Consider the following 12,740-nt stretch of genomic DNA (forward strand, 5'->3'; position numbering starts at 1 on the left):
CTCTGCGATCCCTGATCTTCGCCCGCGCCCGCCGCTCCCGCGCGAGGCGGTAACCCGCCCTGGCAGAGCGACCATTGTCCCTCACTCCGGGACCGGATCTGCTCCGGGGGCCGCCCCGCACCGGGGTGTACGCACCCCGGTGCCACCCCCACCATGCCATCACCGGCCGTGAAGCCCACCCCTGCGCTGGTCGCGGGATCGCCCGCTGTTCTCAGCCAACCCCCATCCCCCTTTTACGCCAAGCCTGTTGGGACGCTCCTCTTCTCCCGGACCCACTCGCCCCCGCGCGGGGTGCCGCGCCCGGCACCCCGCGCACACTTCCCGGATCAGAGCGGCACGATGTCCGGCGCCCCCAGACGCGCCGCGTCCGCCGTGAGGTCGTCCGGCTGACGCTGCGACTCGCGCTCCGCCTCGACCCGCTTCTCGTAGTGCGCGACCTCCTTGTCGATCTGGGCCTCGTCCCAACCGAGCACCGGGGCCATCAGCTCGGCGCACTCCCGGGCACTGCGCGTGCCCCGGTCGAAGGTCTCGATGGAGATGCGGGTCCGCCGGGTGAGCACGTCGTCGAGGTGGCGCGCGCCCTCGTGCGAGGCCGCGTAGACGACCTCGGCGCGGAGGTAGTCGTCCGCGCCGCCGATCGGCTCGCCGAGGGAGGGGTCCTCGGCGATCAGGTCGAGCAGTTCCTCCGTCAGGGCGCCGTAGCGGTTGAGGAGATGCTCGACGCGCACCACATGGAGGCCGGTACGCGCCGCGATCCGGGCGCGGGAGTTCCACAGGGCCTGGTAGCCCACGGCGCCGATGAGCGGGATCTCCTCCGTGACACAGGCGGCGACCCGCTGGTCCAGCCCGTGCACGGCCGCGTCCACCGCGTCCTTCGCCATCACGCGGTAGGTCGTGTACTTGCCGCCGGCGACGACGACCAGACCGGGCACCGGGTGGGCCACCGTGTGCTCGCGGGAGAGCTTGCTCGTGGCGTCGGACTCACCGGCGAGCAGCGGCCGGAGCCCCGCGTACACCCCCTGGACGTCGTCCCGGGTGAGGGGGACGGCCAGCACCGAGTTAACGTGCTCCAGCAGGTAGTCGATGTCGGCGCTGGAGGCCGCGGGGTGCGCCTTGTCGAGGTCCCATTCGGTGTCCGTGGTGCCGACGATCCAGTGGCGGCCCCAGGGGATCACGAAGAGCACGGACTTCTCGGTGCGCAGGATCAGCCCGGTGGTCGAGTGGATGCGGTCCTTGGGCACGACGAGGTGGATGCCCTTGGAGGCGCGCACATGGAACTGCCCGCGCTCCCCGATCAGGGCCTGGGTGTCGTCCGTCCACACGCCCGTCGCGTTGACCACCTGGCGGGCGCGGACCTCGTACTCGTTGCCGCTCTCGACGTCCCTCACCAGGGCGCCGACGACCCGCTCGCCCTCCCGCAGGAAGCCGACCACCCTGGCCCGGCTCGCCACATGCGCGCCGTAGGACGCGGCGGTGCGGACCAGGTCGGTGACGAAGCGGGCGTCGTCCACCTGTGCGTCGTAGTACTGGAGGGCGCCGACCAGGGCGTCCTTCCTGAGGGCGGGGGCCACGCGCAGCGCCTGGCGGCGGGAGAGATGGCGGTGCACGGGCAGGCCCCGGCCGTGGCCGGAGGAGACGGACATCGCGTCGTAGAGCGCGACGCCCGAGCCCGCGTACCAGCGCTCCCAGCCCTTGTGCTGGAGGGGATAGAGGAAGGGGACGGGCCTGACCAGGTGCGGGGCGAGCCGTTCAAGCAGCAGCCCCCGCTCCTTGAGGGCCTCCCGGACCAGGGCGAAGTCCAGCATCTCCAGATAGCGCAGCCCGCCGTGGATCAGCTTGCTCGACCGGCTCGACGTGCCGGAGGCCCAGTCGCGCGCCTCGACCAGCCCGGTGGCGAGTCCTCTCGTCGCCGCGTCCAGGGCGGTGCCCGCGCCCACCACGCCGGCGCCGACGACGAGCACGTCCAGCTCGCGATCGGCCATGGCGGCGAGCGCCTCGGCGCGCTCCCCGGGTCCCAGTGTCGCTGTCCTCACTGCTGCCTCCCGTCGCCCCCGTGCGTCCCCTGCGGTCGGGCTCTCCTCGTCGATTCTGTCCGCACTCGACGACTTCAGCCACCGCCTGTGGATAACACTCGGTCAGCCACGCGGCCACAATGCGGCATAACGGTCATATTTACGCCTAGTCTGACATTGCGTGCGCTCGTTCCGCCCACAGGGCTTGCGCACCGACCCCCCTCCGGCTATGGGAAGGACGGCCAACCGCCATGCCCGCAGATCTCGCCGTCATCGGCCTCGGCCACCTCGGTCTGCCCCTCGCCCAGGCCGCCGTCGCCGCCCGCATCGAGACCATCGGCTACCACCCCGGCCCCGGCCACCCGGAACCCGCCGGCGGCGTCACCGCGGCCGACGTGCGACGGATGCTCTCCGCCGGTTTCCGCACGGTCACCGACCCCGCCGAACTGGGCCGGGTGCGCACGGCGGTCATCTGCGCGCCCACCCCGCCCGGCCCCGACGGCGGCCCCGACCTCACCGCCCTCGCCGACGCGGCCCGCACCCTGGCCGCCCGGCTCCGCCCGTACACCACGGTGATCCTCGAATCCGCGGTTCCGCCCGGCACCACCGAGGAGTTCCTGCGCCCCCTCCTGGAGGAGGGCTCCGGTCTGCGCGCCGGCCGGGACTTCCACCTGGCCTACTCCCCCAGCCGCACCGACCCCGGCAACCGCGACCACCACTACGCCAACACCCCCAAGGTCATCGGCGGCCTCACCCCCGCCTGCACCGAGTCCGCCGCCGCGTTCTACGGACGCCTCACCGAGAAGGTGGTGCGGGCGCGGGGGCTGCGCGAGGCGGAGACCGTCAAGGTCCTGGAGACCAACTTCCGGCACGTCAACACCGCTCTGGTCAACGAGATGGCGGTGCTCTGCCACACCCTCGGCGTGGACCTGTGGGACGTCATCCGCTGCGCCGAGACAAAGCCCTTCGGCTTCCAGGCGTTCCGGCCGGGACCCGGCGTCGGCGGCCACGGCGTCGCCCTCGACCCGGGCGGACTCCCGCCCGCCGGGGGCAGCCTGCGCATGGTCGGTCTCGCCCAGGACATCAACTCCCGTATGCCGCAGTACGTCATCCAGCGCTGCGCCACCCTCCTCAACGAGCACGGCAAGTCCGCGCGCGGCGCCCGGGTCCTGCTCCTCGGCGTGACCTACAAGCCCGATCTGCCCGACCTCCAGGGGTCACCCGCCACCGAGATCGCCCGCCGGCTGCGGGACATGGGCGCGGCGGTCAGCTACCACGACCCGCATGTCCCCGACTGGCGCGTGCACGACCTCCCCGTCCCACGCGCGGACTCCCTCTACGAGGCGGCGGCCAGCGCCGATCTGACGGTCCTGCTCCAGAACCACCGCACCTACGACCTCCAGGGACTGGCCGTGAAGGCCCAACTCCTGCTGGACACAAGGGGAACCACCCCGGTGGGGGCCGCACACCGGCTGTAGTCGGCACACACGCCGGCACACACCCGGCCACACGCGGCCCGCACGCGGCACATAGGCGGCGCATAGGCGGCGCACACATGGGGCCCGGACACATGTGCAACGGTCATGTAACCGAGGGGCGGAGTGTCGTTCCGGACTGCTAGTGTCCGGAACCGCTCGCACGCTCGTGCGACGCAATTCACGCCTCCAGGGGGAACTTTCACATGGGCCAGCCCGTACCGCCGCCGTCCGGCAACCCGTTCGCGCAGAACGCCCCCGGTGCGCCGGGTACGCCGGGCGCACCGTTCGCCCCGGTCCCGCCGCCGGCCCCGGTCCGCGAGAAGCTCGGCCTCGGCATCCTGGTCGCCGTCGTCGCGGCGCTGGTGACGGCAGGCGCCTATGGCGCGCTCGCCGGGGCCATCGAGCGGGAGGTCGGGTACGCGGCCATCGCGGTCGGCTTCCTCATCGGCTTCGCCGCGGCCAAGGTCGGCGGCCGCAACCCGCTGCTCCCGATCGTCAGCGCGGTCCTCGCGGTCGGCGCGGTCTACCTCGGCCAGCTCATCGGCATCGCGATGATCGTGGCCGACGACCTGAACACCTCCTTCTCGGAGATCTTCATCGACCAGTTCGACCTGCTGACCACGGCATGGTCCGAGTCCGCCGAGGCCATGACCTGGGTCTTCCTCGCCATCGCCGCGATCACCGCCTTCGGTGGCGCCAAGAAGGCCAACGACTGACCTTCCCCGGCCGCACATGCCGAAAGGCCCGGTACCGCCGAGCGGTACCGGGCCTTTCGGGCTGCCGGGCCGAGCCGGGGCGCGAGCGCGCTCGCGCCGCGCCGGGTCAGCGACGGTGCTGGGAGTCCGCCACCGTGACCTCGACGCGCTGGAACTCCTTGAGCTCGCTGTAGCCCGTCGTCGCCATCGCCCGGCGCAGCGCGCCGAAGAAGTTCATGGACCCGTCCGGGCTGTGCGAGGGACCCGCGAGGACCTCCTCGGTGGTGCCGACGATGCCCAGGTCCACCAGCTTGCCGCGCGGCACGTCCTCGTGGACCGCCTCCATGCCCCAGTGGCGGCCCTTGCCCGGCGCGTCCGTCGCACGGGCCAGCGGGGAGCCGATCATCACCGCGTCCGCACCGCAGGCGATCGCCTTCGGCAGGTCGCCGGACCAGCCCACGCCGCCGTCCGCGATGACGTGGACGTACCGGCCGCCGGACTCGTCCATGTAGTCGCGGCGGGCGGCGGCCACATCGGCCACGGCGGTCGCCATCGGGACCTGGATGCCCAGCACGTTCCGCGTGGTGTGCGCGGCGCCACCGCCGAAGCCGACCAGCACACCCGCGGCGCCGGTGCGCATCAGGTGCAGCGCGGCCGTGTAGGTGGCGCAGCCGCCGACGATGACCGGGACGTCCAGCTCGTAGATGAACTGCTTGAGGTTGAGCGGCTCGGCCGCGCCGGAGACGTGCTCGGCGGAGACGGTCGTCCCGCGGATGACGAAGATGTCCACACCCGCGTCGACCACGGCCTTGGAGAACTGCGCGGTGCGCTGCGGGGAGAGCGCGGCGGCGGTGACGACACCCGAGTCGCGCACCTCCTTGATGCGCTGCCCGATCAGCTCCTCCTTGATCGGCGCCTCGTAGATCTCCTGGAGACGGCGGGTGGCGGTCTCCGGGTCCAGGCCGGCGATCTCGTCGAGCAGCGGCTGCGGGTCCTCGTAACGCGTCCAGAGCCCTTCGAGGTTGAGGACGCCGAGACCGCCCATCTCACCGATGCGGATGGCGGTCGCCGGGGACACGACCGAGTCCATCGGAGCGGCCAGGAACGGCAGCTCGAAGCGGTAGGCGTCGATCTGCCAGGCGATCGAGACCTCCTTCGGGTCCCGCGTGCGGCGGCTCGGCACGACGGCGATGTCGTCGAACGCGTACGCCCTGCGCCCGCGCTTGCCGCGCCCGATCTCGATCTCAGTCACGTGTGTGGCCTTTCCCTCTACGTCTGGCGCTACCAGTATCCCCGACACACACCCGGGGGCGGCCCCGGCGACCCGGGACCGCCCCCGGGGAGCGGGTACTGCGTCCGGGCGGTGTCCGCCCACCCTGCTACTTCCTGCTGTAGTTCGGCGCCTCGACCGTCATCTGGATGTCGTGCGGGTGGCTCTCCTTGAGGCCGGCGGAGGTGATCCGCACGAACCTGCCCTTGGACTCCATCTCCTCGATGCTGCCGGCGCCCACGTAACCCATGGTCTGGCGCAGACCGCCGACCAGCTGGTGCAGGACGTTCGCGAGCGGGCCGCGGTAGGGCACCTGGCCCTCGATGCCCTCGGGCACGAGCTTGTCGTCGGAGGCGACGTCGGCCTGGAAGTAGCGGTCCTTGGAGAAGGACCGGCCCTGGCCACGGGACTGCATGGCGCCGAGCGAGCCCATGCCCCGGTACGACTTGAACTGCTTGCCGTTGATGAACATCAGCTCGCCGGGCGACTCCTCGCAGCCCGCGAGCAGGCTGCCGAGCATCACCGTGTCCGCGCCGGCCGCGAGGGCCTTGCCGATGTCGCCGGAGTACTGGAGGCCGCCGTCGCCGATCAGCGGGATACCGGCGGGCCGCGCCGCGAGGGACGCCTCGTAGATCGCGGTGACCTGCGGGACGCCGATGCCCGCGACCACGCGGGTGGTGCAGATGGAGCCGGGGCCGACGCCCACCTTGATGCCGTCGACACCGGCGTCGATCATCGCCTGCGCGCCGTCACGGGTGGCGACGTTGCCGCCGATCACATCGATGTTCACGCTCGACTTGATCTTCGACATCCAGCTCAGCGCGTTGCTGTTGTGGCCGTGCGAGGTGTCGACGACCAGGAAGTCCACCCCGGCGCCGGCCAGCGCCTGGGCCCGCTCCAGCGCCTCCGGGCTCGCGCCCACGGCGGCGCCGACGAGCAGCCGGCCCTCGGCGTCCTTGGCCGCGTTCGGGTACTTCTCCGCCTTGACGAAGTCCTTGACCGTGATCAGGCCCTTGAGCAGACCCTTGTCGTCGACCAGGGGCAGCTTCTCGATCTTGTGGCGGCGCAGCAGCTCCATGGCGTCCACACCGGAGATGCCCACCTTGCCGGTGACCAGCGGCATCGGCGTCATGACCTCGCGCACCTGGCGCGTGCGGTCCGACTCGAAGGCCATGTCGCGGTTGGTCACGATGCCCAGCAGCTTGCCGGCCTGGTCGGTGACGGGGACGCCGCTGATGCGGAACTTGGCGCAGAGCGCGTCCGCCTCGGCGAGGGTCGCGTCCGGGTGCACCGTGATCGGGTCGGTGACCATGCCGGACTCGGAGCGCTTGACCAGGTCGACCTGGTTGACCTGGTCCTCGACGGAGAGGTTGCGGTGCAGCACGCCGACGCCGCCCAGCCGGGCCATCGCGATCGCCATCCGGGACTCGGTCACCTTGTCCATCGCCGCGGAGAGCAGCGGGATGTTGACCCGCACGTTCCGGGAGATGCGGGACGAGGTGTCGACCGCGTTGGGGAGCACCTCGGACGCACCCGGCAGCAGCAGTACATCGTCGTAGGTCAGCCCGAGTGTCGCGAATTTCTCGGGCACTCCGTCGACGTTGGTCATGACACCTTCCCCAATGGCCTTGATCGGTGCGGATGTCCATGCTAACGGGCCGCGACCGTGTCTCATTCCACGATCAAGATCCACGAGCAGCTTTGGACGTTCCTACGTGTACGTGAGGGACACCCGCGAGCGGTGACCCTTACTGCTCGGCCAGCGCCCGCAGCCGGCTGAGCGCCCGGTGCTGGGCGACCCGGACGGCGCCGGGCGACATCCCCAGCATCTGCCCGGTCTCCTCCGCGGTCAGTCCCACGGCGACGCGCAGCACCAGCAGTTCGCGCTGGTTCTCCGGCAGATTGGCGAGGAGCTTGCGCGCCCACTCGGCGTCGTCACTGAGGAGCGCCCGCTCCTCGGGCCCGAGGGAGTCGTCCGGCCGCTCGGGCATCTCGTCGGAGGGCACGGCCGTGGAGCCGGGGTGGCGCATCGCGGCGCGCTGGAGGTCGGCGACCTTGTGCGAGGCGATGGCGAAGACGAACGCCTCGAAGGGGCGTCCGGTGTCCTTGTAGCGCGGCAGGGCCATGAGCACCGCCACGCAGACCTCCTGGGCGAGGTCGTCGGCGAAATGGCGCGCGTCCCCGGGCAGCCGGTTCAGACGGGAGCGGCAGAAGCGCAGTGCCAGCGGATGGACGTGCGCGAGCAGGTCGTGCGTGGCCTGCTCGTCGCCGTCGACGGCACGGTGCACCAGCGCTCCGATGGCGCCCTGGGCGCCGGCCCCCTTGTCGTCACGCATCGGTCCATCGTGCCTCGGCGGCGGCGCCTGCGCGGCACCGCCTCCCGTGTTGTGCACCGAAGCGTTATGAGCAGGTGCGCCGGAACTCATCTCCTGCGCCCTCCCCTCCCGCTCGACCGAATCGTCCCCGAGGAACTCCACACCTCAAGGATGCGGCATCGCGCGGGAAACGGATGCCCTCGGGCATCCGTCACCCCGTGCCGGCCCACTCAGCGGACCAGGCCCCACCGGAATCCGAGCGCCACCGCGTGTGCCCGGTCCGAGGCGCCGAGCTTCTTGAACAGCCGCCTGGCGTGCGTCTTGACCGTGTCCTCGGAGAGGAACAGCTCCCGGCCGATCTCGGCGTTGGAGCGGCCGTGGCTCATGCCTTCGAGCACCTGGATCTCCCGCGCGGTGAGGGTGGGCGCGGCGCCCATCTCGGCCGAGCGGAGCCGGCGCGGGGCGAGCCGCCAGGTGGGGTCGGCGAGCGCCTGGGTGACCGTGGCGCGCAGTTCGGCGCGCGAGGCGTCCTTGTGCAGATAGCCGCGGGCGCCGGCCGCGACGGCGAGGGCGACGCCGTCGAGGTCCTCGGCGACGGTGAGCATGATGATCCGCGCGCCGGGGTCGGCCGACAGCAGCCGGCGGACCGTTTCGACACCACCCAGGCCGGGCATGCGCACGTCCATCAGGATGAGATCCGAGCGGTCGGCGCCCCAGCGGCGGAGGACTTCCTCCCCGTTGGCCGCGGTCGTCACGCGCTCGACGCCGGGCACGGTCGCGACCGCGCGGCGCAGCGCCTCTCGGGCAAGCGGGGAGTCGTCGCAGACGAGGACGGACGTCATGACTGACCTCCGTGGCTCTCGCAGCCAATGCGCGTCACCTTGAGCCTCCAGGCTGGGTACGTTTCGTCACCTGTGCGGTTGAACGCTGTCGGACATGTGCCCGACAGCTTCTTCTTTCAACCGCCTCGCTCTCTCAACGATGGTCACTCGAAAGAGTTACGGCTCGGGTGAACCTCTTCGCACCGTGCGTGAGCGGACCCCTACGGAGGGAAGCGCCGCAGGTCACCGCACCGGCGTCGGGCCCGCATCCGGCCGCCACCGGGAGATCGTGCCCCATTCAGACGGTTTTCTTCCCTTTAGCTGGTGTCTATGGCTAGATTCGCAATGAGTCATATTTACATCTACTTACACAGGAGATGTACGGTCGTTGGCACAGCGCGGGACGCTGATCCGGGCACTCACCGGCCCGTGGCCCCGCCCGTTCCTACCGGCCCTGTTCCACCCAGGGCCCTCCAACCAGCACGGTTTCAAGGGGACATGCGCTATGGCAGATTTCTCTCGCCTTCCCGGACCCAACGCCGATCTGTGGGACTGGCAGCTCCTCGCGGCCTGCCGCGGGGTCGACAGCTCGCTCTTCTTCCACCCGGAGGGCGAGCGCGGAGCGGCCCGCAGCGCACGCGAGAACTCCGCGAAAGAGGTCTGCATGCGCTGCCCGGTCCGGGCGGAGTGCGCCGCGCACGCGCTGGCCGTCCGCGAGCCCTACGGGGTCTGGGGCGGGCTGACCGAGGACGAGCGCGAGGAGCTCATGGGCCGGGCCCGCCACCGTCTGGTCCCCGCGACGAGTGCCGGGGGCACCGCCCGCGGCTGACACCCGCACACGACGACTTATCGAAGAAACGTTCCTGCACGCGAGGGCGAAGCCGCGCGTGTGGTCCTGGCCGCGCCCGCCGCCCCGCCGGTCCGGGCCCCGGACCCGCTCAGGCCGCCCGTACCCGCCCCGGGCCGCCGGCCCGTCAGCGCGCGGCCGCCCGCGCCAGGCGGTCGAGGGTGGCCGCCACCGCCGGGACCTGCGACAGGTCCGGGAGGGTGAGCGCCACGATCTCGCGGTGCACCGGGGGGTCCACCGCCACCGTGCGCACCCCCTTGGGGCGCACCGACTCCAGGGCGAGTTCCGGCAGCACCGCGACGCCGAGACCGGCGCCCACCAGGCCGATCACCGCCGGGTAGTCGTCGGTGGCGAAGTCGATACGGGGCGCGAAGCCCGCCTCCTCGCACACCTCCACGAGCTGGCGGCGGCAGCGGGGACAGCCCGCGATCCAGGACTCCTCCGCGAGGTCCCCGATCGCCACCGTCCCCGCGTCCGCCAGCGGGTGCGCCTCGGGCACCAGGCCGACGAGCCGGTCGGTCAGCAGCGGCCGGACCACCAGGTCGTCCCACTCGGCCCCGGCGCCGCCGTACCGGAAGGCCACCGCGATGTCACAGTCCCCCTCCCGGAGCATCTCGACGGAGCGGGGCGGCTCCGCGTCCACCAGGGAGACCCGGGTGCCGGGGTGGTCGGTGCGCAGGGCGGCCAGGGCGGTGGGGACCAGGGTGGAGCTGCCGCTCGGGAAGGACACCAGCCGGACCCGTCCGGCCCGCAGGCCCGCGATCGCGGCGATCTCCTCCTCGGCCGCCGTCAGCCCGGCGAGGATGCCGGCGGCGTGCCGGACCAGCACCTCCCCGGCCTGGGTGAGGCGCATCTCCCGGCCGGTGCGGATCAGCAACGGGGTACCCGCGGAGGTTTCCAGGGCCTTCATCTGCTGGCTGACCGCGGGCTGGGTGCAGCCCAGTTCACGGGCCGCGGCGGAGAAGGAGCCGGTGGCGGCGACGGCGCGCAGGACACGGAGATGGCGGGCTTCGATCACCCGTCGAGCATAAGGGAGCCTTGGGGTATGCGAGAAATATCGCCTGGTTTCTTTGAGCGAATGCGGGTTAGCGTGCCCCCATGCAGCTTCTCACCGTGAACGCGGGTCCCCTCCGCCCTGCCGACTACGCCGACAACGGCGCGACCGGCATCGACAAGCGGCCCGTCGAGGGCCCCGTCCTCGTCCGCGACCCGGGTCCCAAGGGGGAGGGCGGCAGCGGGCTGGCCGGGGACGAGATCTCCGACCTGCGTCACCACGGTGGCAGCGACCAGGCGGTGTACGCCTTCGCGCGCGAGGATCTGGACCGCTGGGAGCGGGAGTTGGGCCGGCCACTGGCCAACGGCTCCTTCGGCGAGAACCTGACCACCAGCGGTCTGGACGTGACCGGCGCGCTGATCGGCGAGCGGTGGCGCGTCGGCGCGGACCTCGTGCTGGAGGTCACCAGCGGGCGCATCCCCTGCCGGACCTTCGCGAGCCATCTGGGCGAGCGGGGCTGGGTGCGGCGCTTCACGCGGGACTCGGCCCCCGGCGCGTATCTGCGGGTGATCGTGCCGGGCGAGATCCGGGCGGGCGACCCGATCGCGGTCGTGCACCGGCCGGACCACGAGGTGACGGTCGCGATGTCGTTCCGGGCCGAGACCGTGGAGCGCACCCTGCTGCCCCGGGTGCTGGCGGCGGGCGAGGCGCTGCACCCCGAGCAGTTGCGGGCCGCCCGCGCCTACGCGGAGAAGTACGGCGACGCGGTGGCGGGCGAGGGCGCCCGCTGACAGCACATGGGCCCGGGGCCCGTCTTGCGGATCGGCCCTCTCACCCGGTGCCGACACCGGGACCACTAACGTGCCGCCTATGACAACTGCACTGATCACGGGAGCGACCGCGGGCATCGGGGCCGCCTTCGCCCGACGGCTCGCGGCCGACGGCCACAACCTGGTGCTGGTCGCCCGTGACACCGCACGGCTGCGCGAGCAGGCCACCGAACTGCACGACCGCCACGGCATCGAGGCCGAGGTGCTGACCGCCGACCTGTCCGCGGAGGCCGGGATCACCGCGGTCGAGCAGCGGCTCGCCGACCGCCGGCACCCCGTCGACCTGCTGGTCAACAACGCCGGCTTCGGCAACAAGGGCCGGTTCCTCGACGTCCCCATGGCGGACGAGCTCACGATGCTGAAGGTGCACTGCGAGGCGGTCCTGCGGCTGACCGCCGCCGCGACGGAGTCGATGCGGGAGCGCGGGCGCGGCGGGGTGGTGAACGTGGCGTCCGTGGCCGCGTTCGTGCCGCGCGGCACCTACGGGGCGTCCAAGGCGTGGGTCGTGCAGTTCACCCAGGGCGCGGCGCGGGACCTGGCGGGCTCCGGGGTGCGGCTGATGGCCCTCTGCCCCGGCTTCGTGCGGACCGAGTTCCACCAGCGGGCGGGGATGGGAACGGACAACATCCCCGGCTGGATGTGGCTGGACGCCGACAAGCTGGTGGCGGCCGCGCTGGCGGACCTGGCGAAGGGCAAGTCCCTGTCGATCCCGGACCCCCGGTACAAGGCGCTGATGGGCGTGGTGAAGCTGACGCCCCGGAGCCTGCTGGGCGGGCTGACCTCGCGGACGGGCCGCAAGTACGGCCCGAAGTGAGGCGGGGGCGCCCCGGGGCGCGCGGGGCATGAGCCCCGGGGCGGACACACGGGGCGGACACGCGGGGCGGAATGTGGTGGGCGTCACTAAAATGGACGCGTCGTCCCGTCCGTCCGCCGACGCTGGGAGCGCCATGGAACCGGAGCCGGAACCGATCGCGGAAGCGGTCGTAGAGCCGTTCGCGGAGCCGGAGGAGCGGAACGCGGCCGTGGCCCGGCGCTTCTTCCACGAGATCGCCAACGGCGGGAACCTGGACGCGCTGGGCGAGGTGTTCGCCGCCAACTACCGGAGGCACGGCCCGGACGAGGTCCCGGAGACCGCGGCCCGGCCCGGCGAGCCGCCCGCCCCTGGCGGGGCCCGCGGTCCGGAGGCGGTCCGCCGTGAACTCCTCGCCTGGCGGGCCGCGTTCGACTTCTCCTTCGAACTCGACCGCCAGGTCGCCGAGGGCGAGGACGTGGTCCTGCTGTGGACCTGGACCGGGTGGCACAAGGGCGAGTTCGAGGGGATCCCGGCGACCGGCGAGCAGTGCGCCATGACCGGGACGGTCCTCTTCCGCTTCCACGGCGGGCGGATCGCCGAGGGCTGGTGGCACTACGACCGGCTCGGCCTGATGCACCAGCTCGGCGCGGCCTGAGCACGTACGCCCGGCGGAACCACGAACGGC

The 12,740-nt window shown here is 72.2% G+C and carries 12 protein-coding genes; 6 read left to right on the plus strand and 6 right to left on the minus strand.

The window, feature by feature from the left end; genetic code table 11:
- Window positions 1-326: 326 nt before the first annotated feature.
- The gene (locus tag ABZ457_RS03930; RefSeq protein ID WP_359153589.1) at window positions 327-2,033 is read right to left on the minus strand and encodes a glycerol-3-phosphate dehydrogenase/oxidase; all 1,707 of its coding nucleotides are present in this window, start codon (window positions 2,031-2,033) and stop codon (window positions 327-329) included.
- Window positions 2,034-2,263: 230 nt separating this feature from the next.
- Here ABZ457_RS03930 and ABZ457_RS03935 point away from each other — a divergent pair, with 230 nt between their 5' ends.
- Window positions 2,264-3,490 carry a nucleotide sugar dehydrogenase gene (locus tag ABZ457_RS03935; protein WP_359153591.1) on the plus strand — a complete coding sequence of 409 codons (1,227 nt, stop codon included), beginning with the start codon at window positions 2,264-2,266 and terminating at the stop codon, window positions 3,488-3,490.
- A 203-nt stretch (window positions 3,491-3,693) separates the two neighbouring features.
- Entirely contained in the window at window positions 3,694-4,206 is a 513-nt protein-coding gene (locus tag ABZ457_RS03940) for a hypothetical protein (protein ID WP_359153593.1), read from the plus strand.
- Between the two features lie 106 nt (window positions 4,207-4,312).
- Here the strand turns inward: ABZ457_RS03940 and ABZ457_RS03945 are convergent, their stop codons facing one another.
- From ABZ457_RS03945 to ABZ457_RS03960, 4 genes are all read right to left on the minus strand, one after another.
- Window positions 4,313-5,437, minus strand: a complete 1,125-nt coding sequence (locus ABZ457_RS03945; protein WP_018847452.1) for a GuaB3 family IMP dehydrogenase-related protein — start codon at window positions 5,435-5,437, stop codon at window positions 4,313-4,315.
- A gap of 127 nt (window positions 5,438-5,564) precedes the next feature.
- Entirely contained in the window at window positions 5,565-7,064 is a 1,500-nt protein-coding gene (gene guaB, locus ABZ457_RS03950; RefSeq protein WP_359153596.1) for an IMP dehydrogenase, read from the minus strand.
- A 139-nt stretch (window positions 7,065-7,203) separates the two neighbouring features.
- Window positions 7,204-7,791 (minus strand): sigma-70 family RNA polymerase sigma factor, encoded by a 588-nt coding sequence (locus ABZ457_RS03955; RefSeq protein ID WP_018847454.1) that lies wholly within the window; start codon window positions 7,789-7,791, stop codon window positions 7,204-7,206.
- Window positions 7,792-8,000: 209 nt separating this feature from the next.
- Window positions 8,001-8,612, minus strand: a complete 612-nt coding sequence (locus tag ABZ457_RS03960; RefSeq protein ID WP_003948568.1) for a response regulator transcription factor — start codon at window positions 8,610-8,612, stop codon at window positions 8,001-8,003.
- A gap of 484 nt (window positions 8,613-9,096) precedes the next feature.
- Between ABZ457_RS03960 and ABZ457_RS03965 the strand changes: the two genes are divergently transcribed.
- A complete protein-coding gene (locus ABZ457_RS03965; protein ID WP_359153599.1) occupies window positions 9,097-9,420 on the plus strand; it encodes a WhiB family transcriptional regulator in 324 nt (107 codons plus the stop codon).
- A 145-nt stretch (window positions 9,421-9,565) separates the two neighbouring features.
- Here ABZ457_RS03965 and ABZ457_RS03970 read toward each other — a convergent pair whose 3' ends face one another.
- On the minus strand, window positions 9,566-10,456 hold the full coding sequence (locus ABZ457_RS03970) for a LysR family transcriptional regulator (RefSeq protein ID WP_359153601.1): 891 nt from the start codon (window positions 10,454-10,456) through the stop codon (window positions 9,566-9,568).
- 80 nt (window positions 10,457-10,536) lie between these two features.
- Between ABZ457_RS03970 and ABZ457_RS03975 the strand changes: the two genes are divergently transcribed.
- The 3 genes from ABZ457_RS03975 (at window position 10,537) to ABZ457_RS03985 (ending at window position 12,710) form a co-directional block, all read left to right on the plus strand.
- Complete coding sequence (locus tag ABZ457_RS03975) at window positions 10,537-11,223, plus strand: MOSC domain-containing protein (protein ID WP_359153603.1); 687 nt, start codon at window positions 10,537-10,539, stop codon at window positions 11,221-11,223.
- Between the two features lie 79 nt (window positions 11,224-11,302).
- Complete coding sequence (locus ABZ457_RS03980; protein WP_359153605.1) at window positions 11,303-12,076, plus strand: SDR family oxidoreductase; 774 nt, start codon at window positions 11,303-11,305, stop codon at window positions 12,074-12,076.
- Window positions 12,077-12,209: 133 nt separating this feature from the next.
- The gene (locus ABZ457_RS03985; protein ID WP_359153607.1) at window positions 12,210-12,710 is read left to right on the plus strand and encodes an ester cyclase; all 501 of its coding nucleotides are present in this window, start codon (window positions 12,210-12,212) and stop codon (window positions 12,708-12,710) included.
- Window positions 12,711-12,740 lie beyond the last annotated feature (30 nt).

The sequence above is a fragment of the Streptomyces sp. NPDC005805 genome, from assembly GCF_040630445.1.
GTDB lineage: Bacteria > Actinomycetota > Actinomycetes > Streptomycetales > Streptomycetaceae > Streptomyces.